Origin of the sequence: Kitasatospora sp. NPDC059088, assembly GCF_042738155.1 — a bacterium.
Taxonomy (GTDB): domain Bacteria; phylum Actinomycetota; class Actinomycetes; order Streptomycetales; family Streptomycetaceae; genus Kitasatospora.
The window spans coordinates 1-21,136 of the sequence record NZ_JBHYGR010000010.1 but is presented as its reverse complement, the minus strand read 5'-3'; the positions used below and the strand labels follow the sequence as shown (position 1 = coordinate 21,136).

General features: G+C 75.1%; 21 protein-coding genes. 12 read left to right on the top strand and 9 right to left on the bottom strand.

Annotated elements, in window-relative coordinates; genetic code table 11:
- Positions 1-180 precede the first annotated feature (180 nt).
- Positions 181-1,608, top strand: a complete 1,428-nt coding sequence (locus ACFWXO_RS07090) for an amidase (protein ID WP_380522667.1) — start codon at positions 181-183, stop codon at positions 1,606-1,608.
- Positions 1,609-1,632: 24 nt separating this feature from the next.
- Here the strand turns inward: ACFWXO_RS07090 and ACFWXO_RS07085 are convergent, their stop codons facing one another.
- From ACFWXO_RS07085 to ACFWXO_RS07065, 5 genes are all read right to left on the bottom strand, one after another.
- Positions 1,633-2,748: a mechanosensitive ion channel family protein gene (locus ACFWXO_RS07085; RefSeq protein WP_380522666.1), complete on the bottom strand. Its 1,116-nt coding sequence runs from the start codon at positions 2,746-2,748 to the stop codon at positions 1,633-1,635.
- A gap of 50 nt (positions 2,749-2,798) precedes the next feature.
- On the bottom strand, positions 2,799-3,002 hold the full coding sequence (locus ACFWXO_RS07080; protein WP_380522665.1) for a hypothetical protein: 204 nt from the start codon (positions 3,000-3,002) through the stop codon (positions 2,799-2,801).
- A 118-nt stretch (positions 3,003-3,120) separates the two neighbouring features.
- A complete protein-coding gene (locus ACFWXO_RS07075; RefSeq protein ID WP_380522664.1) occupies positions 3,121-3,516 on the bottom strand; it encodes an SsgA family sporulation/cell division regulator in 396 nt (131 codons plus the stop codon).
- 99 nt (positions 3,517-3,615) lie between these two features.
- A complete protein-coding gene (locus tag ACFWXO_RS07070) occupies positions 3,616-3,984 on the bottom strand; it encodes a PRC-barrel domain-containing protein (RefSeq protein ID WP_380522663.1) in 369 nt (122 codons plus the stop codon).
- 55 nt (positions 3,985-4,039) lie between these two features.
- On the bottom strand, positions 4,040-4,486 hold the full coding sequence (locus tag ACFWXO_RS07065) for an SRPBCC family protein (protein WP_375891605.1): 447 nt from the start codon (positions 4,484-4,486) through the stop codon (positions 4,040-4,042).
- A 208-nt stretch (positions 4,487-4,694) separates the two neighbouring features.
- Here ACFWXO_RS07065 and ACFWXO_RS07060 point away from each other — a divergent pair, with 208 nt between their 5' ends.
- From ACFWXO_RS07060 to ACFWXO_RS07050, 3 genes are all read left to right on the top strand, one after another.
- On the top strand, positions 4,695-5,618 hold the full coding sequence (locus ACFWXO_RS07060) for an RNA polymerase sigma factor SigF (protein WP_375891604.1): 924 nt from the start codon (positions 4,695-4,697) through the stop codon (positions 5,616-5,618).
- Positions 5,619-5,769: 151 nt separating this feature from the next.
- Positions 5,770-6,213 (top strand): STAS domain-containing protein, encoded by a 444-nt coding sequence (locus tag ACFWXO_RS07055; RefSeq protein ID WP_380522662.1) that lies wholly within the window; start codon positions 5,770-5,772, stop codon positions 6,211-6,213.
- Positions 6,214-6,399: 186 nt separating this feature from the next.
- Positions 6,400-6,873 carry an ATP-binding protein gene (locus ACFWXO_RS07050; RefSeq protein WP_380522661.1) on the top strand — a complete coding sequence of 158 codons (474 nt, stop codon included), beginning with the start codon at positions 6,400-6,402 and terminating at the stop codon, positions 6,871-6,873.
- A gap of 76 nt (positions 6,874-6,949) precedes the next feature.
- Here the strand turns inward: ACFWXO_RS07050 and ACFWXO_RS07045 are convergent, their stop codons facing one another.
- Both ACFWXO_RS07045 and ACFWXO_RS07040 read right to left on the bottom strand, forming a co-directional pair.
- Positions 6,950-7,651 carry a hypothetical protein gene (locus ACFWXO_RS07045; protein ID WP_380522660.1) on the bottom strand — a complete coding sequence of 234 codons (702 nt, stop codon included), beginning with the start codon at positions 7,649-7,651 and terminating at the stop codon, positions 6,950-6,952.
- Positions 7,648-8,892 carry a 2-isopropylmalate synthase gene (locus ACFWXO_RS07040; protein WP_380522659.1) on the bottom strand — a complete coding sequence of 415 codons (1,245 nt, stop codon included), beginning with the start codon at positions 8,890-8,892 and terminating at the stop codon, positions 7,648-7,650. The genes ACFWXO_RS07045 and ACFWXO_RS07040 overlap by 4 nt, the downstream gene beginning before the upstream one ends.
- Positions 8,893-9,186: 294 nt before the next feature.
- Between ACFWXO_RS07040 and ACFWXO_RS07035 the strand changes: the two genes are divergently transcribed.
- Together ACFWXO_RS07035 and ACFWXO_RS07030 are read left to right on the top strand one after the other, a co-directional pair.
- Positions 9,187-9,861, top strand: coding sequence for a hypothetical protein (locus ACFWXO_RS07035; protein WP_380522658.1), 675 nt, complete (start codon positions 9,187-9,189; stop codon positions 9,859-9,861).
- A gap of 95 nt (positions 9,862-9,956) precedes the next feature.
- Positions 9,957-11,579, top strand: a complete 1,623-nt coding sequence (locus ACFWXO_RS07030; RefSeq protein WP_380522657.1) for a multicopper oxidase family protein — start codon at positions 9,957-9,959, stop codon at positions 11,577-11,579.
- A gap of 49 nt (positions 11,580-11,628) precedes the next feature.
- Here ACFWXO_RS07030 and ACFWXO_RS07025 read toward each other — a convergent pair whose 3' ends face one another.
- Positions 11,629-13,359, bottom strand: a complete 1,731-nt coding sequence (locus ACFWXO_RS07025; protein ID WP_380522656.1) for a methyltransferase — start codon at positions 13,357-13,359, stop codon at positions 11,629-11,631.
- Between the two features lie 51 nt (positions 13,360-13,410).
- Positions 13,411-14,679, bottom strand: a complete 1,269-nt coding sequence (locus ACFWXO_RS07020; RefSeq protein WP_380522655.1) for a 4-hydroxybenzoate 3-monooxygenase — start codon at positions 14,677-14,679, stop codon at positions 13,411-13,413.
- A 221-nt stretch (positions 14,680-14,900) separates the two neighbouring features.
- On the opposite strand from ACFWXO_RS07020, the gene ACFWXO_RS07015 reads away from it, so the two are divergent.
- From ACFWXO_RS07015 to ACFWXO_RS06990, 6 genes are all read left to right on the top strand, one after another.
- Positions 14,901-15,773: an SIS domain-containing protein gene (locus ACFWXO_RS07015; protein WP_380522654.1), complete on the top strand. Its 873-nt coding sequence runs from the start codon at positions 14,901-14,903 to the stop codon at positions 15,771-15,773.
- A gap of 79 nt (positions 15,774-15,852) precedes the next feature.
- Positions 15,853-16,719, top strand: a complete 867-nt coding sequence (locus ACFWXO_RS07010) for a ketose-bisphosphate aldolase (protein WP_380522653.1) — start codon at positions 15,853-15,855, stop codon at positions 16,717-16,719.
- 147 nt (positions 16,720-16,866) lie between these two features.
- The gene (locus ACFWXO_RS07005) at positions 16,867-17,625 is read left to right on the top strand and encodes a DeoR/GlpR family DNA-binding transcription regulator (protein WP_380522652.1); all 759 of its coding nucleotides are present in this window, start codon (positions 16,867-16,869) and stop codon (positions 17,623-17,625) included.
- 275 nt (positions 17,626-17,900) lie between these two features.
- Positions 17,901-18,989: an N-acetylmuramoyl-L-alanine amidase gene (locus tag ACFWXO_RS07000; protein WP_380522651.1), complete on the top strand. Its 1,089-nt coding sequence runs from the start codon at positions 17,901-17,903 to the stop codon at positions 18,987-18,989.
- A gap of 233 nt (positions 18,990-19,222) precedes the next feature.
- Positions 19,223-19,945, top strand: coding sequence for a peptidoglycan-binding protein (locus ACFWXO_RS06995; protein WP_380522649.1), 723 nt, complete (start codon positions 19,223-19,225; stop codon positions 19,943-19,945).
- Positions 19,946-20,024: 79 nt separating this feature from the next.
- Positions 20,025-20,789 (top strand): D-Ala-D-Ala carboxypeptidase family metallohydrolase, encoded by a 765-nt coding sequence (locus ACFWXO_RS06990; RefSeq protein WP_375891571.1) that lies wholly within the window; start codon positions 20,025-20,027, stop codon positions 20,787-20,789.
- Positions 20,790-21,136 lie beyond the last annotated feature (347 nt).

Sequence of the window (21,136 nt, the reverse complement as noted above, 5' to 3'; positions counted from 1 at the left end):
GATCATTCGATCCGTTCACCCTAACGTCGACCGGCGCCGACCGGCGCCGACCGGTGCCGACGGAACGGGCGGATCCGCCGCGGGATCGTAGTAATGCACTTGCATCGGTTCCCGGGGTGCGGTGTGATGGACCCGCGATGCGATGCAAGCGCATCGGAACGAACCGGAGGGGAAACCACGATGAGTGCCGCACCGACCACCACCGCCCCGTGGCAACTGGGCGCGACCGAACTGGGGGCCGCCGTCGCCCGTGGCGAGCTCACGGCGGCCGAGGTGGTGGAGAGCCACCTGGAGCGCATCGCGGCCGTGAACCCGGCCGTCAACGCCGTCACCCAGCTGATGGCGGACGCCGCCCGCGAGGCCGCCCGCGAGACCGACCGGCGCCGCGCGGCCGGCGAGCCGCTCGGCCCGCTGGCCGGGGTGCCGTTCACCGTGAAGGAGAACATCCGCGTCGCCGGCTGGGCGACCACCCACGGCGTGCCCAGGTTCCGCGACCACGTCGCCGAGACCGACGCCCCGCCGGTGCGCCGCCTGCGCGCCGCGGGCGCCATCCCGATCGGCCACGCCAACATGTCCGACCTGTCGATCTCCTCCGACGCCGAGAGCCAGCTCTACGGCCGGACGTACAACCCGTGGGACCGGACCAGGAACCCGGGCGGCACCAGCGGCGGCGACGGGGTGGCCGTCGCGGTCGGCATGGCGGCGCTCGGCCTCGGCAACGACTCCGGCGGCTCGGTCCGACTGCCCGCCGCCTTCAACGGGGTCGCCGGGCTCAAGCCCAGCTACGGCCGCTTCGCCGCCGACCACCGCATCCTCGGCCAGGAGCCGATGCTGGCCTCCCAACTCATCCCGGTCGACGGCCCGTTCGCCCGCTCGGTCGCCGACCTGCGCGCCGCCTTCGAGGCGCTGGCGGGCGCCGACCCGCAGGACCCGAGGGCCGTCCCGGCGCCGCTCCGCGGGCCACGCCCCACGCGCCCGATCACCGTCGGCGTCGTGGTCGACCCGGCCGGCATCGGCGTCCACCCCGAGATCGGCGCCGCCGCCGTCGACGCCGCCGAGGCCCTGGTCGAGGCCGGCTACGAGGTCGAGGAGGTCAGGATCCCCCGGCTGTCCGAGGCCCTGGAGTGCTACGGCAAGCTGATCATGACCGAGTTCGGCCTGAACTGGTCCCGGGTCCGGCAGCTGCTCACCGAGAAGGGGGCCCGGAACGTCGACCTGTTCCTGGAGCGCACCCCGCACGAGGACCTCGGCGAGTTCCTCCGGCAGACCGGCGTCCGGCTCGGCCTCCAGCGCGACTGGGCCGCGCTGATGGAGACCCACCCGCTGCTCCTCACCCCCACCTGCCCCCACCCCGTGCCCGGGGTCGACGTGTTCTCCGAGGACACCGACGCCGAGGGCCACGCCCGGCTGACGCTGCCCAGGGCCGTGTGCGCGGTGACCTCGCTGATCGGGGTGCCCGCGGTGAACGTGCCCAGCGGGTTCGCCGACGGGCTGCCGCAGAGCCTCCAGCTGATCGGCCGGATGTACCGCGAGGACCAGTGCCTGGACGCCGCCGAGGTGCTCGAACGCCGCTTTGGCGCGCTGACGCCGATCGACCCGCGGCCGTAGCGCGCGGGCCGACCGGCCGGGACCCTACAGCGGAGGCGTTCGTGGTCGAGGGGTGTGCGGGCCCGGGGTCGGCCGGGGGGTACGGGGGTCCCCCCGGTCGTCCGGGTCCCGCGCGGGCGCCTCCGCCACCGGGAGGCGCGGCAGCGCGTACGGGTGGCGGTCGCGCAGGTAGCCGATCAGGTGCTCGCGGAGCCGGCAGCGCAGTTCGAAGGCGTCGCCGCCGTCCGCCGCCGTGGCCAGCACCCGCACCACGATGGTGGTCGGCGTGGTGTCGACCACCTGGAGGGCGCTGCCCCGGCCGTCCCAGAGCTCGCACTTGGCCAGGTAGTCCTCGAACTCCTCGCGCAGCAGCCCGATCGGGGCGTGGTGGTCGAGGTGGAGCAGCGCGGTGCCGGTGATCCGGCTGTCGCGGCGGGACCAGTTCTCGAACGGCCGCCCGACGAAGTACGACATCGGCATCATCAGCCGCCGCTGGTCCCAGGTCTCGATCACCACGGCGGTCAGGGTGATCTCCTCGACCGTCCCCCACTCCCCGGCCACCACCACGACGTCGCCGATCCGGGCCAGGTCGCCGAAGGCCAGCTGCACCCCGGCGAAGACGTTGGCGAGGGTGCTCTGGGCGGCCACGCCCGCCACCACGCCGACCAGCCCGGCGGAGGCCAGCAGGCTGGTGCCGACCCCGCGCACGGCCGGGAAGGTCATCAGCACCGCGCCCAGGGTGACCAGGCCGACCACCGCCTGGCCGATCCGGCCGAGCAGGACGGCCTGGGTCCGGGCCCGGCCCGCCCAGGCCGGCTCGCGGCGGTGCACGGCGAGCCGGGCGGCGCCCTCCGCCAGGATCGCCACCAGCCGGCCGCACAGCCAGCCGCCGGAGGTGATCGCCAGGATCACCGCCAGGTGCCGCAGCCCCGCGCGGGCGGCGGGCGGGGCTGCGATCCACGGCAGCGCGGCGGAGAGCAGCAGGCAGGCCGTCAGCGCCAGCACCGGGTGGCGGCACCTGCGCAGCACCTCCGGGACGTCACCGGCACCCCGGGGGGCCGCCAGCCGCCGGGCGGCCGACCGGACGGCCCGGTCCAGGCCGTAGGTGAGGAGGGCGGCCGCGGCTCCGACGACGGCCAGGCGGAGCAGGCTCCACCACATCTGCGGCTCTCCTTTCCGCTGCTGGCACGGTGGTCGGGGTCAGGGCCGGTTCAGTCGGGCGGCTCGACCGGGTGGGGCCGGCCCGGCTGCGGGGCGGCCGGTTCGGGGGCCGGCCGGTGCACCGGGCGCGGGGCCGGCGGGGGGACGGGCGAGCCGGGCGGGGGCGGCGGGTCGGGCAGCAGCGGCCTGGTCCGCGGCGCCGGGGGCTCCGGCGCGGGCGGCGGCTGACCGGTGCGGGCGGGGGAGGTGGTCATGGGCGGGTGCTCCTCTCGGTGCGGTGCGGTGCGGTGCGGTGCGGTGCGGTGCCGTCCGGTGCCGTGCGGTGCCGTGCGGTGCGGTGCCGTGCCGTACGGCCCGGCGGGCCGATGGGTTTCAGGCCGCCAGTAAGTCGTGCAGGCCGCGGTCCCAGTCGATCCGCTCGTGCTCCCGCCCCGGCGGGACGAGCCGTACGGTCCGGGCCAGGAACCGGGCGACCGCCGCCGCGGGGGCCGCGAGCAGGGCGACGCCCTCGGTGCCGGCCAGCGCGATCAGCACGTGGGCGTCGTCGAACGGTGTGACGTGGACGTCGCCCTCGCCGGCGGGCGCGTGCAGCCCGGCGAGCAGCAGGTCGCGGGAGAGCGACCAGACCGCGTTCGGCTGGTAGGAGGTGAAGTCCAGCTCCGCCGCGTGGGGTTCGTCGTCCCGGTAGGACCAGTCGACGTCCAGGTCCCGGCTGCGGTCGTCGCCGGTCATCAGTCGCATGGTGATCCGGGTGGTGAGACGTTCCATGGGAGGTTTCCCCTTTCCCGGGTGGTCCGGACGGGGGGAGCCGGCGGCCCGCCCCCGTCCGTCGTCGCTGACTGTCGGTCTGTGCTTCCGGTGGCCCGGTCAGAGGATCCGGCCGCCGTAGTACGGGTCCCAGTAGGGCCCGAAGCGCCCGCAGGTGTCGGCCTCCTGGTCGGGCCCGCCGGCGTCGAGGTCGGGGCTGTCGCGGATCTCGGCCCTGGAGCGGTCGACGTAGACCTTCTGCTCGCCGATCTCGATCCGGGTCACGGTGCCGGCCGGGAGCAGGACCCGACGGCCGAGGATCCACGGCCCGGTGTCGACGACCAGGTACTGCTCGTCGACCTCCTCGGACAGCTTGTCGACCTTGCCGATCGCGCCGTCGGTGGCCTCGACGTGGAAGCCGATGAGGTCGGTGCCGGCGGTGTGTCCGGCGGAGGTGCGGAATTCCCAGATGGTGCGGCGTGCGGTCATGACTGCCTCCGTTTCGTCTCGTCCGGTAGGGCTCGGCTGCCCCCGATGCGGGAGTTCATGCCCCCGGGGTGGTGCCGGGGGCGTTGTCGTCCCGCTCGACGTGGTGCTTGAAGTCGTTCAGGTCGTCGATGACCCGGCGGTCCACGAAGCCGAGCGCCTCGGCGAGTTGGGCCCAGAGCCCGTGCGGTTCGACCTCCAGCTGGAGCATGACCCGGGTGGTGCGGTCGTCCACGTGGTGGAAGGTCACCACGCCGCTGTGCCGCACCGGGCCGCTCCCGCCGTCCCAGGCCACCCGCTCGCCCTCCACCACCTCGGTGGTCACGGCCTCGAACTCCCGGCGGCCGCCCGCGGTTTCGACCACCCAGCTGCTGGCGCCGCCACCGGTGACGTCCACGCTGACCACGCCGCGCATGAACCGCGGGAAGTCCTCGCAGTGCACCCAGTGCCGGTAGACCTCGTCGAGCGGCGCGGCGACCTCGACCGATTCCTCGATCCGTCCCATCGTCCGGTCCTCCTTCTCCTCCTCGTGCTCCGGCCCCGTACCCGGTCCGGGTGCCCCGTTCCCCGCCCGGCATGCGCGGGGTGTGGCGGGCGTCACCGTGTCGGCGCCCGGGTCGTTCGCTCACGCAATCCTCACAAGGGGAACCGGCATGGAACGGGCCACGGCGGGTATCCGGGGACGGACCGTACGCCGAGGGGAAAGGACCGACATGGCCACGACCAGTGACGAACTCCTCCACCGCGTGACCGCCCCGGCCCCGGACGAGGCCGCGCCGGCCGCCCACCGGGCCGCCGGGCACGGGCTCCCGGGGCAACCGGGGCACCCGGAACTGCCGGAGCTCGCCGGCATCGAGGACCCGAAGCAGGTGGCGCCGGGCGACGCCCGGGAGCTGACCAGGGTGCTGCTGGCCCGGCTCGCGACGCTGGAGGAGGGCACCCCCGAGTACTCGTACGTCCGGGCCACGCTGATCGAGCTCAACCTGTCGCTGGTGCGCTTCGCGATCCGCCGGGTCGGCAACCGCCGGGAGCCCGAGGAGGACCTGCTGCAGGTCGGCTCGCTCGGGCTGATCAAGGCGATCGACCGCTACGACCCCGACCACGGCGCCGAGTTCGTGACCTTCGCGCTGCCGACCATCCTCGGCGAGATCCGCCGCCACTTCCGGGACTCCACCTGGGCCGTGCACGTGCCGCGCCGCCTCCAGGAGCTGCGCATCACCCTCGCCAAGGCCCGCGACGTGCTGTTCCAGCGGCTGGGCCGGGCGCCCACGGTGGCCGAACTGGCGGAGCACCTCGACCTGTCGCCGGAGGAGGTCATCGAGGGCCTCGCCGCGGCCAACGGCCACACCGCCGGATCCCTGGACGCCCCGGTGACCGAGAGCGAGGAGGACCGCGGCCCGCTCGCCCAGCGGCTCGGCGAGGAGGACCCGAGGTTCGACACGGTCGAGAACCTGATCGTCCTCAAGCCGCTGGTCGCCGCGCTGCCGGAACGCGACCGGCGGATCCTGTCGATGCGCTTCGGCGAGGAGCTCACCCAGTCGCAGATCGGCGCCCGCCTGGGGCTGTCCCAGATGCACGTGTCCCGGCTGCTCAGCCGGACCCTGAAACACCTGCGGGCGGACCTCACCGCCGACTGAACCGCCGCACGGTCACCGGGCGCACCGCCGCACCGCGCACGCCACCCGCCGTCACCCACCGCCACCAGGCCGGTCCGCCCCCGGCCTGGTCCTGGGCCGGGTGGCGTGCGTACGCTCGTGGAGCACACCCGTTGAGGGGAACACGACGACGATGCCAGCCGAGAAGACGATGCCCGCAGAGAACGAGTCCGTGACCGTGCCGCCGACCACCGCACCCTCCGACGCCCCAGGGGCGGGTGCCCCGCTCGGGCCCGACCTGGCCGTGCACACCTGGTGCACCGACGCCGGAGCGGCCGTCTGCGCCCTGGCGGGCGACCTCGACATCGAGACCCTGGCCCCCGCCCGGACCACCCTCGACGCCCTGGTGGAGCAGCGCCCGCCGCTGCTCGTCGTCGACCTCGCCCAGGTCGGGTTCTGCGACTCCTCCGGCCTCAACCTGCTGCTGCAGACCCGGATATCGGCCGCGGCGGCGGACGTCGACTTCCGACTGGCGGCGCCGTCCGGCACGGTGCGGCGGCTGCTGGAACTGACCTGCACGGACACCGTGTTCTCGCTCCACCCGACCGTGGAGGCCGCGGCCACCGGACCCCGGTGAGTGCCGCGGCCGCCCGTCGGCACGCATAATTCGTCGGTGGTCGGGAAACCGACCAGACGACAGCGCAACGACATGGCACACAGCGGCACACCGCGCTACGCAGTGGCACACAGCGGTACACCGCGCCGGGAGCACGGCGCCGGAACCGCCACGGGAACCGAACCGGAACCGAAGGGGAACCCGCACATGACGACCAGCCGGGCCACCCTGGACGGCGACCGGCCGGGCACCGGCCCCACCCTGCCGCCCGGCGGCCAGCGCCGGCGCCTGCACCTGGCCGGACAGCCCAAGCCCGTCGCCCGGGCCCGGGCGTACACCGCGCAGGCCGTCGCCGACTGGTCCTGGCCGACCGGCCCGGCCGGGGCCGAGGACGACATCGTGCTGCTGGTCGCCGAACTCGTCGCCAACGCCATGCTGCACGCGGGCGGCCCCGTCGACCTCGTCCTGGACGCCTCCGCGGCCCGGCTGCGGATCGAGGTCAGCGACCGCTCGACCGACCTGCCCGAGCCGCGCCGACCGCACCGCCCGGGCCTGCCGGGCGGGCACGGCCTGTTCATCGTGCAGAAGGCCGCCACCCGCTGGGGCGCGGTGCCGCACGACGACGGCAAGACGGTCTGGGCCGAGATCGACACCCGGCCCCCGCAGGAGCCCGGCAACTGACGGCCCGGCCCCGATCCCTCGGCGCGCGGTTTCCGGATGGACGACCGGGCGCCGCGCGCGTTCATGGGCGCCGAGCTCACGGCAGGAACGTGCTGCGAACGTGCGCCAGGTAGGCCTCGGGCCCGGGGTACGGCCGGTCCTGGGCACCGGGCCGGTGCAGGTCGAGCCGGCCGTCCGGGTGCAGCCGCAGGGTCGTGGTGGCCAACCGGTCGTGCGTGGGCCCGTCGTGATCGTCGAGGGAGAGCGGCCCGAGGACGGGCACGGCGGCCGGGAACATCGCGCGGGCCCCGGCCGCCGTCGCCGCGGGCGGGTGGCCGGTGCGGTTGGCGCTGCTCACGTACAGCACCGGGTGGTCCGCGAGCAGCGGGAGCAGGGGTTCCCAGCGGGCGCCGAACAGCAGGGTCCAGCCGTCCCGGGTGGCGGGGGCCAGCCAGTCGGGCCGCGCCGCGCCCGGGAGCAGTGGGAGCAGCGGGAGCAGCAGGGTCACCCGCTCCTCGGTGAGCAGCCAGCGGGCGGCGGCGGCCAGGGCGGGGGAGAGGTCGAGAGCGGCGCCGAGCCGCGCCAGGGTGCCCGGGTCGTGCGCCCAGAGGGCGACGGCCTGCTCGGCGGGCCGGCCCTTGGCGGTGTTGACGGCCCGTGGGTCGGTGCCGGCCACGACGTGGGTCAGCGGGGCCGGGTTGGGCAGCACCACCGCGGTGCCGCGCCGCAGGGCCGCCCGGGCGCCGTCGAGGTCGACCGTGCCGGCGGTCCCGCCGGTCCCGACCGTGCCGGCGGTCATGCCGACGCCCCGGTCGGTGCCGAGCGGAGGCCGACCAGGTAGGCGGCGAAGGCCGCGTCCTCGACGACGGCCCGGCCGGTGCGGTAGGCGCGCGACTTCACCCAGGCCAGCGCGGCCCGGGCCTGCTGCTCGTCGAGCTCGTGGCCGAGCCGGTCGGCGACGGCCCGGACCACCCGGAGGCTGGCCAGCTGGGTGAGCACCACGCTCGGGGCGATCCCCAGCACGGCCTCGGGGTCGAAGGGCTGGAACAGCTGCGGGTGGACGAAGGGCGTGCCGGTGGAGATCGTGCCGACCCCGCTGCCCACGACGGGGGTGGTCACGCCCAGTGGGACGCCGGTCTCCCCGGAGACGGCCCGGGCGAGCTGCGGCAGTGCGGTGAGGTCCGGGGCGGTCCACCAGGCGGGGGTGTCGTCGCCCAGCAGCCGCGCCGCCCGGGCCGGGTCGTGGGTGAGCAGGAACAGCAGCTGTTCGGTGGCCGCCATGCCGCTGCGTTCGGCGATCCCCAGCCAGGAGGCGGACACCACCCGGACGCCCGCCCGCAGTGCCTCCAGGGTGTTGGCCAGGCCGAGGCCGAGGTCGTTGTGCAGGTGGGCGCCCAGGACGACGTCGTGATCGGCCGCCGCCCGGACCCGGCCGAACAACTCGGCCGCCTCGTGGGGGAGTTGGATGCCGACGGTGTCGGCCAGCAGGATGGTCCCGGCCCCGGCGGCGGTCAGCGCGCCCGCGTGGTCGGCCAGCAGGCCGTGGTCGGCGCGGGAGGCGTCGGCGAGGCAGAGGTCGACGGCGACCCCGTCGTCGAGGGCGCGGGCCTCCTCGATCAGGGCGGCCGCCGACTCCAGGGCCTCCCGGGCCGGGCGGTGGGTCATCGTCCGGGCCATCGGCTCGGAGGCGGGGACGACCACCATGACCCGGGCGTGCGCGGTGCCCCGCACCGAGGCCACCGCCTGCCGGACGTCCGCCGCCCGCCCCCGGCACACGGCGGCGACGCTGACCGTGCCCTCGGCCTCCACGGCGACCCGGCGCACCGCTTCGTACTCCTCCTCGCACACCGCCGGGAAACCGGCCGCGAAGACCACGTGCCGGGGCCCGTCCGCGCCGAACATCCGGCCCTGCTCGCGGGCCAGCCGGACCCGGAACGCGGCCGACATCAGCGTCTTGGCCTGGGCGCCGTCCCTCGCCGACTCCTCCCAGAGCACCACCCGGCCCGCCCGCGCGGACTCCCGTATGACGTCCCGCTCCATCGCAACCCCCGAACCCGCCCGGCCCTCCGCCGACGGAGGGCAACCGGGTCGGGACTCTAGGCGGCGGGCGGGGCCGGCGGGGGCGGGCCGGGAAACTGCCGCCGTTCCGGCACGGAGTTCCCGGATCCGCTTGTCAGGAGGGGAGTTCGGGGGTAGGGGGGCTCGGGCGGGCTCAATGGGGTTGGACGGGCTCAGGGGTGGAGCGGCACCGGCAGGAAATGTCCTGTCGTGGTGTCAGCTTCCTTGTAGCATCTGCGCGTTCGGGGTCGGCTACGCAGGCGGGGGACGGGGTCCGTGGCAGGAACCATCACGTTGTGGGTGTTCGGGTTGCTCTGCTTCGTCGTGGCCTTCGCGAAGGAGACGGCGAGCGGGGCCGGGATCAGCCTGCCGGGGCCGAAGAGCGGGGGTGCCCGGGTCGGGGTGGTCGCGGTCGGGGTGCTGGCGCTGATCCTGGGGACGGCGATCCGGCCGGGAAGTGACACGCCGACGGCGCCGTCGGTCAGCGCGGTGACGGGTGGTGCGGTGACGGGTGGTGCGGTGACGGGGACGGCCACGGCCGTGCCGAACCCGCCCGCGCCGCCCTCCTCGGCCGGGCCCGCCGTGGTCTGGAGCGGCCAGGTCGCCATCCCGATGGACGGCGGGGCCGACTTCGACCTCACCCCGCCGGGCCGTCACCCCGGCGTCCCCCAGGGCATCTACGCGGCGGGCTTCACCGCCACGACGGCCGTGGTGCGCGAGGAGATCACTTCGGAGCACAACAGCTTCGGCATCTGGACCGGCCAGGCGCCGCCCTCCGGCGCCGCCTGCGCGGACTGGGCCGCCAGTCACCCGGGCGACTCGGCCCACGTGAGCGTCGGGACGCTGATCTGCCTCAGGACCCCCGGCGGTCGCACCGCGCTGATCAAGGTCGACTCCATCGCCCCGGCGGACTACCAGCTGGAGGCGACGGTGACCGTCTGGTCCGGCTGAGGGACACGAGCTGACGGTCATGACGGGGTGACGGCCGGCGGGTGCCCGGTGTGCTTTCCGGTCCGCCCGGGCTGGTTGACCTAGATTGCCCGACCATGAGCGAAAATGTCGGAATCAGTCGTCGGTCGCTGCTCAAGGCGCTGCCCACCGCGGTCCTGGTGGCCGCGTCCGACGGGATCCTCTCCCGGCGGTACGCGGCGGCCGCCGCCGGGCCGCAGCCGTTCCCCCAGCCCGCTCTGCGCACCGCGCGGCCGGTGCCCGGCCGGGCGGGGGCGGTGCTGGAGCAGACGCTCGACGTGCGGTTCACGGACACCGTCGTCCCCGGCTACGGCACGGTCACCACCCGCACCTACAACGGGACGATCCCCGGCCCGACCCTGCGGCTGCGCGCCGGGGACACCCTGCGGCTGACCCAGGTCAACGGCCTGCCGCCGAACGAGCCCCACGACGGCGACCACAACCGGCCGCACGGCTTCAACAGCTTCAACCTGCACACCCACGGCCTGCACGTCGACCCGACCGGGGAGGCCGACAACGTGCTCCGGGTGTTCGAGCCGCGCACCGCCGAGGAGGTCGAGGCCGGTGCCCCGGAACCGCAGTACGTGACGACGATCGACGTCCCGGCCGGCCACCCGGCCGGCACCTACTGGTACCACCCGCACCTGCACGGGGCCACCTCCGTGCAGATCGTCGGCGGGATGGCCGGGGTCCTCGTCATCGAGGGCGACGTCGACGAGGTCCCCGAGATCGCGCCCGCCGCCGACCTGGTGGTCTGCCTCAACGAACTGCGGCTCAAGGACGGCAAGGTCCCCGACTTCACCTCCGGCAACGCCCTGGCCGCCGTCCCGGCGGTTCTGACCGTCAACGGCGCGGTCAACCCCACCGTGACGCTGCGCCCGGGCGAGGTGCAGCGCTGGCGGCTGGTCTGCGCGACGGCCTTCACCGCGCCGGTGCTGCGGCTCACCGGCGGCGGCGGGGACCTCACCCTCCACCAGATCGCCCAGGACGGCGTGACCTTCCCGGCTGTGGTCGCCACCGACGCGGTGCGCCTGACCATGGGCAACCGGGCCGACGTCCTGGTCCGGGCCGACACCCCCGGCAGCTACGAACTGCGGGCGGACGGGCGGACCGCGCCGCTGATGACGGTCGAGGTGACGGGCGAGGCCCTCGACCCGCCGATGGACCTGCCGACCGTCCTGCCCGCCGGCAAGCCGTTCCTCGACGAGGGCGACATCGCGAACCCGGACGCGGACCGCGAAGTGGTGTTCCACGTCGATCCGGGCGTCTTCCCCGCCCCCTTCCCCAACGCCTACCGGATGCTGGGCAGCAACCCGACCCCCGTCGCCGACCCCGCCGGCGACCCCACCCGCGATCCGGCCTACGGCCTGTTCGACCCCGGCTACGTCAACCACACCCTGGAACTGGACCGGGTGGAGCGCTGGACGCTGCGCACCGCCGAGACCAACCCCGCCTTCCACCACCCCTTCCACCTGCACACCAACCACGTCCTGGTCACCCACCGCAACGGCGAGCGGCTGGACCCGCCGGTCTGGCAGGACACCGTCGACCTGGCCGGCGGCAGACCGGGCGACACCGTCACCCTGCTGGTCCGCTACGAGGACTTCACCGGCCGGGCCGTCGCCCACTGCCACCAGCTCCAGCACGAGGACCTCGGCATGATGCAGACCGTCGAGTACGTGGAGCCGCGCCGGTCCTGACGCGCCGTGGGGTGCCCCGCCGCCGAGGCGGAGGCGGGGCACCCGAGGGCTACGCGCCGGCGCGGGCCGGGGCGGGGGACGGGCCGGTCGGGGCCGGGACGGCGGCCCGGCGGGCGTGCAGGACGGCGGCGCCCAGCGGGAGCGGGCGGTGGTCCAGCAGGTGCAGCCCGGCGTCGGCGAGCAGCCGGCCGTAGTGGTCGGCGCGGCGCTCGCGCCCGCCGGTGTTGGCCATCATGTGCAGGTCCCACGCGGTGGCCAGCGAGGCCGAGCCGTCGGCGGGCAGCAGCCGTTCGACGATCAGCAGGTCGGCGTGGGCGGGCATGGCCCGGGCGCAGTGCCGCAGGATCTCGGCGCAGCGTTCGTCGTCCCAGTCGTGCAGCACCCGGGACAGCACGTAGACGTCGGCGTCGCCGGGGACGTCGGCGAAGTCGCCGGTCACGTAGCCGCAGCGCCCGCCGAGGCCGGCGGCGTCGAGGCGGCGGCGCGCGGCCTCGACGGCGTGCGGGCGTTCCAGCAGGACGCCGCGCAGCCGGGGGTGGGCGGCGAGCAGCCGGCCGAGCAGTTCGCCGTTGCCGCCGGCGATGTCGACGACCGTCCCGGCGGCGGCGCGGGAGCCCGCGGCGGTGACGACCGGGTGGTCCGGGAGCGGGTCGAACATCCGGGCGCTGGCGGCCATCGACAGGTCGAAGAGTTCGGCGAGTTCGGGGTCGCGGGCGAAGTGGTCGAAGTGGTTCTCGCCGAAGAGGTGGTCGAAGGCGGCCTCCCCGGTGCGCACGGTGTGCTCCAGTTCCGCGAAGGACCGGTAGAACGGGCCGCCGTACATCAGCGCCAGCGGCCGCATCGACGCCGGGGCGTCGGCGCGCAGCAGGGCGCCGGTGCCGGTGAGCCGGTAGCCGTCGGGGTGTTCGGCGACGACGCCGAGCATGGCGAGGTAGCGCAGCAGGGTGGCGAGGCTCTGCGGGTCGGCGCCGAGGGCGTCGGCGAGCTGCCGCGGCGCGGTGGCGGTGCGGGTGTCCAGGGCGTCGGGCAGGCCCATCCGGGCGCTGACCGCCAGGGCCTGGGTGGTCCAGGCGCCGGTGAGCTGGTGCAGCAGGGTCTCGGCCGAGCGCTGGGTGGGGTCCTCGCCCAGGTGGTCGGCGAGGACCGTGCGGTGGTCGCCGTGGGCGTGGAGCTCGACCCGCCGGTACCCGGTGCGGGAGCCGGCCGGGGTGGTGAAGTAGAGGACGGTGGAGTCCTCGTGGGGGTTGTAGCCGCCGCCGTCGGGGGCGGCGCCGTGCCGGGTGAGCAGCGCGCACAGCCCGCGCAGTGCCAGCGGGTCGGGGTGGGCGACGTCGAAGGCGAGGTGGGCCTCGTGCTCGTGGGCGCGCTCCTGGTCGGCGAGTTCGGCGAGGTCGGAGCCGGGCGGCACGGTGAGCACGAACACCTCGACGCTGCGTTCCCCGTCGGGGCCGGGCACCGGCGGGCGCAGGATGCTGACGTCGAGCTCGGCCTCGGCGCGTCCGTACCGGCGGGCGAGCCGGCTGCGGACCACCACGTTGGGTTGCGGGGGCGCGTCGGGTTCCAGTCCGCAGGAGGCGAGTCGGGCGCGGAGGGTGGCGTCGTCCGGGGGCAGGACGAGCAGGGCGGCGTGCGAGAAGCGGCAGCGTTCGGCCAGGGCCCGCAGTTCCGGTCCGTCGAGGTCGGGCAGCAGCAGCGGGAGCAGGGTCGTGGTGTCGTGCTCCCTGACGAACTCGGCCGTCGCCCGCAGGCGGGCGGTGTCGTCCGGGGGTGTCGCGGTCATGGGGAGGGAGTCCTTGGTGCGGGGGCGGGGGCGCCCGGTGGGCAGGGCGGGTCAGATGCCGACGTAGTTCTCGGCGAACCAGTCCTGGTGGGTGCGCGAGGTGCGCAGGGATTCGACGCGGGAGCGCCGCATGGCTTCGTGGAAGAACGATTCCTCTGCCGGGCCGGCTTGGGCACCGACCGCCGGGCCGACCGCCGGGCCGACTGCCGCGCCGCTCCCCGGGCCGACGGGGGAGTGCAGGAGCTGGATCATCCAGTGGGCGAACTCCTGGGCCCGCCATATGTGGGTGAGGCAGCGCGCGGAGTAGCCGTCGAGCGCCCGGGCGTCGCCCCGCTGGAGCTCGTCGATCAGCGCCTCGGCGAGCAGTTCCGCCTCCAGGACGGCCAGGTTGGCGCCCTTCGCGGCGGCCGGGGCGGGGAGGCTGGCGGCGTCCCCGGCCAACAGCAGTGAGCCGTACCGGAGTCGGTCGAGCACGTCCGACTCCAGGTGGACGACGGAGCGGTGGAGGATCCGGCCGTGGTGCAGCGGCCCGTGCTCGTCGGCGCGCAGCCGCCGGTCGAGGGCGGTCCGGATCCGCTCCTCCGACCAGGCGTCGGCGGGGGTGCCGGGCGCGCACTGGAGGTAGTAGCGGGTGACGTCGGCGGTGCGGGCCATGTGGCCGGCGAAGCCGTCGGGGTGCATCGCGTAGCCGACGGCGTCCATGCTCGGGGGCGCCTCGGCCAGCAGGGCGAGCCAGGAGACGCCGTGGTCGCGGTGGTACCGGCGGGTGTCGGGGGGCAGCGAGCGGCGGGCCGCGCCGTGGCGGCCGTCGCAGCCGGCCACGTAGCGGGCCCGCCAGTGGCCGGGGCGGCCCTCGGCGTCGCGCACGGTGACGGTGGGGGCGGGGCCGTCGATGCCCTCGACGGCCCGGGCCTCGGTCTCGAAGGCGATCCGGCCGCCAGCCGCCAGGTAGTGCGTCAGGAGGTCGGTGACCAGGTCCTGTTGGGGGTAGACGGTGTGGAGTTCGCGGCGGCCGAGGGCGCCGTAGTCGAGCCGGAAGCTGCCGTCCTCGGTGCGGAACTCGCAGGTGCCGTGCGGTTTCCCGTGGCGGTGCAGGCCGTCGGCGAGGCCGTGGCGGTCCAGGACGCGGACGGTGTTGGCAGCGAGGAACCCGGCCCGGGCCCTGGTCCGGACGTGCTCGGGGTCGGCCCGTTCGAGGACGACGCAGTCGATGCCGGCGGCTCGGAGGAGGTTCCCGAGGGTGAGTCCGGCCGGTCCGGCGCCGAGGATGACGACATCGGCGGTCTGCTGGGCTGTTCGGCCTGTCTGACGTTCAGTCACAGTACGGGGAGCTTAGCCACCGCTGGATACAAGGAAGCGCCGGAATCCCTCGGATCGGTGATAAGGGTGATGATCTTCACCAGTGCTTCGCACAATCGCCGACTCCCGGGCGCCCTGCTCGAAGATGATCGGGACTGCGCACTGTTGCGCAATGATGGAGGTCTCGACTATAAATCGATCATCTTCACGCACATTCGTGCAGTCTCGCGCAGGAGGACCTGATGGCCCACGTCGACGAAGAGATCGCCAGCCAGCCCGACTGCTGGCAGCGCGCCCTGGAACTGGCCCCGCAACACCTGCCCGAACCCGGTGAGCGGGTCGCCGTCATCGGCTGCGGCACCTCGCTCTACATCGCCCAGGCCTACGCGGCGCTGCGCGAATCCCTCGGACACGGCGAGACCGACGCCTTCGCCGCCTCCGAGTTCCCGCTCGGCCGCCGCTACGACCGGATCGTCGCGCTCACCCGCTCCGGCACCACCACCGAGGTGCTCGACGCCCTCGCCCGGGTGGGCGGCACCGAGACGGTCGCGATCACCGCCGACCCCGGGACCCCGGTCGGCGCCGCCGCCCGCCACCTGGTGGCGCTGGAGTTCGCCGACGAGCGGTCCGTCGTCCAGACCAGGTTCGCCACCACCGCCCTCGTCCTGCTGCGCGCCCACCTCGGCGCCGCACCGGCCGACCTGCCCGCCCAGGCCCGTACGGCGCTCGCCGAGCCGCTGCCCCGGGGCGCCCTGGAGGCGCGGCAGTTCACCTTCCTCGGCACCGGCTGGAGCTGCGGGGTGGCGAACGAGGCCGCGCTCAAGGTCCGGGAGGCCTCCGCCGCCTGGACCGAGGCCTACCCGGCGATGGAGTACCGGCACGGCCCGATCAGCGTCAGCGGCCCGGAGGGCCTGGTCTGGTTCCTGGACACCCCGCCGGCGGGCCTGGCCGACCAGGCCGGGGCGACCGGCGCCGCGGTCAGCGTGCCCGGGCTCGACCCGCTGGCCGAACTGGTCCGGGTCCAGCGCCTGGCCGTCGGCCTCGCCGTCCGGCGCGGCCTCGACCCCGACCGGCCGCGCCACCTCACCCGCTCGATCGTGCTGGACCAGCCGTGACCGGCCGCCCGGCGGAGCGCCCGCCCGGCCCGGCCACCCGCCCCGCCCGTCCGCTGACGGCACAGCCCCAAGGAGCACCGTGACCCTGGTCGGAACCGGAGAGATCGTCGCGCCCGCGGTGGACGGCGGCCGCGGCGTGGGGGCGTTCAACGTCATCCAGCTGGAACACGCCGAGGCCATCGTCGCCGGGGCCGAGGCCGCCGGGGTGCCGGTGGTGCTGCAACTCAGCCAGAACGCGGTGCGCTACCACGGCGGCCTGGCGCCGATCGGCGCGGCGACGCTCGCGGTGGCCCGGGCCGCCGCCGTGCCGGTGGCCGTCCACCTGGACCACGCGACCGAGCGGCCGCTGGTGACGGAGGCCCTCGCGCTGGGGTTCGGCTCGGTGATGTTCGACGCCTCGGCGCTGCCGTACAAGGAGAACCTGCGCACCACCGCCGAGGTGGCCCGGCAGTGCCAGGAGGCGGGCGTCTGGGTGGAGGCCGAACTCGGCGAGGTCGGCGGCAAGGACGGGGTGCACGCCCCCGGGGCCCGGACGGACCCGGCGCAGGCCGCCGAGTTCGTGGCCCGCACCGGCGTCGACGCGCTGGCCGTGGCCGTCGGCACCTCGCACGCCATGCTCACCCGCACGGCGGCGCTGGACCTCGACCTGATCGCCGCGCTGCGGGCCGCCGTCCCGGTGCCGCTGGTGCTGCACGGCTCCTCCGGGGTCGCGGAGCCCGTCCTCGCGGCGGCGGTCGCCCACGGGATGACGAAGGTCAACATCGCCACCCACCTCAACAAGGCCTTCACCGAAGCGGTCCGCGACCGGCTCGCCGCCGAACCCGCACTGGTGGACACCCGGACCTACCTGGGGGACGGGAGGGCGGCGGTGGCCCGCGAGGTCACCCGGCTGCTCGGCGTGCTGACCGCGCCCCGGGCGGCGGACCGGGCCGCCGTCTCGCCCTGACCGGCCGTCCCGCCGTGAACCGGCGCCCGCCGCCGGGCTGCGCGGTTGGCTGCACTGTCGGCTGCGCGGTTCGCTGCGCGCGGGTGCGCGGAGCTGTCCGCGGGTGCAGTCACCGACCGTCGACCCGGGCTGAACTACACTCCGTCCATGCTCAAAGCTGATCGCGCCGCCAGGATCGTCTCGCACATCGCCGAGGCGGGGAGCGCGGACGTGCGGACGCTCTCCGACCTGCTCGGGGTGTCCGACGCGACCGTGCGCCGGGACCTCCAGGAACTGCAGGACCAGGGGCTGCTCCAGCGCACCCGCGGCGGTGCGGTGACCGGGGCGGTCAACCTGGAGATCCCGCTGCGGCACCGGAGCGACCAGCAGGCGGAGGAGAAGCGCCGGATCGCCCGGGCCGCCGCCGAACTGGTGCCGGAGGGCGCCGTGGTCGGTCTGACCGGCGGCACCACCACCACCGAGCTGGCCCGGGTGCTCGCCGAGCGCGGCAACCTCACCGTGGTCACCAACGCGGTGAACATCGCCGCCGAGCTGATCGTCCGCCCCGAGGTCCGCCTGGTCGTGATCGGCGGCCTGGCCCGCTCGGCCAGCTACGAGCTGGTCGGCCCGGCCGCCGAGCGGATGCTCGACCAGTACCACCTGGACCTGGCCTTCATCGGCGTGGACGGGCTGACCGTCCAGCAGGGCTGCACCACCCACGACGAGATGGAGGCCCAGACCGACCGGGCGTTCCTGCGCAGCAGCGCGCACACCGTCGTGCTCGCCGACCGGACCAAGGTCGGCCGGGTCACCTTCGCCTCGATCTGCCCGCTCACCGACGTCCACGACCTGGTGACGGACGCGGGGCTGCCGGACGCCCAGGAGCAGGCGATCGCCGAGAGCGGCGTCCGGGTGCGGCGGGCCTGACGAGCGGGCCTGACGAGCCGGGCCTGACGGGCGGGCCTGCGGCGTCAGGGCACGCCCTGGCCGTCCCGGGACAGTGCTGGGACGCGGGAGGGGACGGCGAAGCGTGGCGGACGGGCGCGGGCCGCTCCTAGCGTGACTGCCGTCCGGTCCGCCGAGGTGCGGACGTGCGGACCCCTGCCGAGTCCGAGGCCACCCCTGCCCCCGTGCCGTCAGCAGGCCCGGGGGCAGGGGTCCTTCCGTCCCCTCCCGCTCCCCGAAGGACCAGGTCGCCCCCTATGAACGCCGTTGACCCGACCTCCGCCCCCGTCGGCCCCGGCCGCCGCACCTTCCTGGCCGGCGCCTTCGCCGTCGGCACCGGCGCCCTGCTGGGCTCCGCCCTGACCACCGGGGCGGCCGCCGCCGCCACCGGCCCGGTGATCGCCGACACCGGCGCCTGGGGCGCCCGCCCGGCGAGCAGCCCGCTCAACGTCGTCCCGGGCGCGCCGGACAAGGTGATCGTCCACCACACCGCCACGCCCAACGTGACGGACTACTCCCAGGCCGCCGCCTTCTCGCTGGCCCGCTCGATGCAGACCTACCAGATGGACAGCGAGCACTGGATCGACACCGGCCAGCACTTCACCGTCAGCCGCGGCGCCTACGTCATGGAGGGCCGCCACAGCAGCCTGGCCACCCTGCGCGGCGGCGGCCAGCACGTCGAGGGCGCCCACTGCACCGCGCAGAACACGGTGGCCATCGGCATCGAGAACGAGGGCACGTACAGCACCGTCGACCCGCGCAGCCAGCAGTACGCCGCGCTGATCGACCTGATCACCTACATCTGCCAGCAGTACGGGCTGCGCGCCTACCAGGTCTACGGGCACCGCGACTTCAACAACACCGAGTGCCCCGGCGACCGCCTCTACGCGCTGATCCCGCAGATCCGCCGGGACGTCGCCGCGCGGATCGGCGGGGACCCGACCGGCCCGGTCTGGCCGGTGCTCGGCAGCGGCGCCTCGGGCGAGAAGGTGCGGACGCTGCAGTACCTGCTGGTGCAGCGCGGCCAGTCGCTGACCGTGGACGGCTCGTACGGGCCCGCGACCCAGGCCGCCGTCACGGCCTTCCAGAACACCACCCACGCGTCGGCCGACGGCGTCGCGGGCAACCAGACCTGGAGCCAGGCCGTGGCGCCGCTGGCCCGCGGTGCCTCGGGCAGCGCGGTGCAGGCCGTGCAGAGCCAGCTGGTCGCGCACGGCATCCAGGTGAGCGTGGACGGCGCGTTCGGCCCGGGCACCCAGACCAGGGTGACGTCCTTCCAGTCCTCCGCCGGGCTGCCGGCCGACGGCCTGGTGGACGCCCGGACCTGGAGCCGACTGCTGGCCTGACCCGGTCACCGGCCTCCCGAGCGCCCGTCGGGGCCGTCCCACGCCCGTCCCAGGCCCGTCCCAGGCCCGTCCCACGCGTCTCCGGGGCCCGTCCCACCGCCTCCGCCCACCGTCCCCGGCGCACCCGGGACGTCCCTGGTGCCGCCGACGCCTGGAGGGACGGGCGGCCGCCCCCCGAGAGTGGGCGGCACTGCTTGATCGACCGACAGGCACCCGACGGAATGGGATCGACCGTGAAGAAAACCTCGGCCCTGCGCGCACTCGCCGCAGGCGTGCTCGCCGCCGCCGTGCTGGCCCTGCTGCCCGCACAGGCGGCCCAGGCCACCGACAGCACCACCTGGGTCCAGCGCAACCTGGTGGGTATCGGCTACCTCGCGAGCGGCGGCGTCGACGGCAACTACGGCCCGCAGACCACCGCTGCCGTCCGCAGCTTCCAGCACGACAACGGCCTCGACGAGGACGGCGTCTACGGCGGCCGCACCGAACTCGCCCTGCACAACAAGGTCGCCGAGGTCCAGCGGGTGGCCGGCTCGGGCGCCGACGGCGCCTACGGCGACGGCACCACCAGCGCCGTCAGCACCTGGCAGCACTCCCACAACCTGAGCAACGACGGCATCGCCGGCCCGGCCACCATGAACGCGATGGGCGTCGCCCGCACGGTGCAGATCACCGCCCAGTGGAAGTTCCCCGCCCACGGCTGGAGCGTCAGCGGCCAGTTCGGCTGCCTGGACCAGATCTACAACCACGAGAGCGGCTGGAAGGTCTACGCGACCAACCCGTCCTCCGGCGCCTACGGCATCCCGCAGTCGCTGCCCGGCGACAAGATGGCCGGCGCGGGCTCCGACTGGCGGACCAACCCGGCCACCCAGCTCCAGTGGGGCCTGGACTACATCCAGAGCCGCTACGGCTCCCCGTGCAACGCCTGGAGCTTCTGGCAGTCCCACAACTGGTACTGACCGGCCGGCCGGTCCTGACCGGCCACCCGCACCGCCCCGTACGACGTCCTCCCCTGTCGACTCCTCGAAGGAGCACGTGGTGAACAGCTCTTCCCTCAACCGTCGCGCCCTGCTGCGCTACGGCACCGGCGCGGTGGCCGCGGCCGGGCTCGCCGCGGTGGCCAACGTCGGCCTCGCGCGTCCGGCCGCCGCCTACGGCTGGTCCGGCAACCTCGGCCAGGGTTCCTCCGGTTCCGCCGTGACCGAGCTCCAGATCCGGGTCGCGGGCTGGGCGGCGGACTCCGCCTCGCAGACCTGCGTGGCCGTGGACGGCTCCTTCGGGCCCGGCACCGCGGCCGCGGTGCGCCGGTTCCAGGCCGCCTACGGGCTCAGCGCGGACGGCGTGGCCGGCCCGCAGACCTTCGGCGCGCTGAACGCGCTGGAGAAGTCGGACGGTTCCACCGCCCACTTCAACTGGTCCGAGTTCACCAGCCACGACGGCTCGGGCTTCGGCGGCGGCAACGTCGGCGCCGACGAGGTGAAGGAGAACGTCCGCCGCACCATGTACAAGCTGGAGGCGCTGCGGAAGAAGGCGGGCGACCGCGCGGTCACCATCAACTCCGGCTTCCGCAGCACCGCGTACAACGCCTCCGTGGGCGGGGCGGGCAACTCCATGCACACCTACGGGGTGGCGGCCGACACGGCGGTCTCCGGCCTGTCCACGCTGGACGTCTACCGGATCGCCGAGACCTGCGGCTTCTCGGGCCTGGAGACCCACACCGTCTCCTGGCAGCACGTGGACAGCCGGATCGAGCACTCCAACTACGGCTCGGGCTTCTGGTGGTGGCAGGACGGCGTCGCGTAACGGCGGACGCCACGGCCCTGTCCGGGCCACAACGGCGGCGGCACCGCGCCCTCCCCAAGGGCGCGGTGCCGCTCTGTCGTGTGCCGGCGGTTCCGGTGGTTCCGGTGCCTCCGGCGGTGCGTCGAGGTTCCTGTGCTGCCCACAGGGACCAGGGTGGTCGGGCGCGGCCGGTCAGGCCCCGCGCCGCAGGGAGCGCCGTCCGGCGGCCGCCAGGACCCCACCCGCGCCGACCGCGAGGGAGACCAGGGCCAGCCGCCGCAGCAGGGCGGCCTGCCGCACGTGCGGGCACTCCGGGTGGTCCTCCCCGTCCGGGGCGTCGGCCGACGGTCCGTCGGCCGGCCCGGACG

Coding starts and splice junctions, on each gene's coding strand:
- ACFWXO_RS07075 (WP_380522664.1), bottom strand. CDS start 3,516: ATGGAACGTCTCACCACCCGGATCACCATGCGACTGATGACCGGCGAC.
- ACFWXO_RS07015 (WP_380522654.1), top strand. CDS start 14,901: ATGGCCCACGTCGACGAAGAGATCGCCAGCCAGCCCGACTGCTGGCAG.
- ACFWXO_RS07060 (WP_375891604.1), top strand. CDS start 4,695: ATGGCCACGACCAGTGACGAACTCCTCCACCGCGTGACCGCCCCGGCC.
- ACFWXO_RS07065 (WP_375891605.1), bottom strand. CDS start 4,486: ATGGGACGGATCGAGGAATCGGTCGAGGTCGCCGCGCCGCTCGACGAG.
- ACFWXO_RS07080 (WP_380522665.1), bottom strand. CDS start 3,002: ATGACCACCTCCCCCGCCCGCACCGGTCAGCCGCCGCCCGCGCCGGAG.
- ACFWXO_RS07005 (WP_380522652.1), top strand. CDS start 16,867: ATGCTCAAAGCTGATCGCGCCGCCAGGATCGTCTCGCACATCGCCGAG.
- ACFWXO_RS07090 (WP_380522667.1), top strand. CDS start 181: ATGAGTGCCGCACCGACCACCACCGCCCCGTGGCAACTGGGCGCGACC.
- ACFWXO_RS07040 (WP_380522659.1), bottom strand. CDS start 8,892: ATGGAGCGGGACGTCATACGGGAGTCCGCGCGGGCGGGCCGGGTGGTG.
- ACFWXO_RS07050 (WP_380522661.1), top strand. CDS start 6,400: ATGACGACCAGCCGGGCCACCCTGGACGGCGACCGGCCGGGCACCGGC.
- ACFWXO_RS07070 (WP_380522663.1), bottom strand. CDS start 3,984: ATGACCGCACGCCGCACCATCTGGGAATTCCGCACCTCCGCCGGACAC.
- ACFWXO_RS07030 (WP_380522657.1), top strand. CDS start 9,957: ATGAGCGAAAATGTCGGAATCAGTCGTCGGTCGCTGCTCAAGGCGCTG.
- ACFWXO_RS07085 (WP_380522666.1), bottom strand. CDS start 2,748: ATGTGGTGGAGCCTGCTCCGCCTGGCCGTCGTCGGAGCCGCGGCCGCC.
- ACFWXO_RS07000 (WP_380522651.1), top strand. CDS start 17,901: ATGAACGCCGTTGACCCGACCTCCGCCCCCGTCGGCCCCGGCCGCCGC.
- ACFWXO_RS07045 (WP_380522660.1), bottom strand. CDS start 7,651: ATGACCGCCGGCACGGTCGGGACCGGCGGGACCGCCGGCACGGTCGAC.
- ACFWXO_RS07055 (WP_380522662.1), top strand. CDS start 5,770: ATGCCAGCCGAGAAGACGATGCCCGCAGAGAACGAGTCCGTGACCGTG.
- ACFWXO_RS07025 (WP_380522656.1), bottom strand. CDS start 13,359: ATGACCGCGACACCCCCGGACGACACCGCCCGCCTGCGGGCGACGGCC.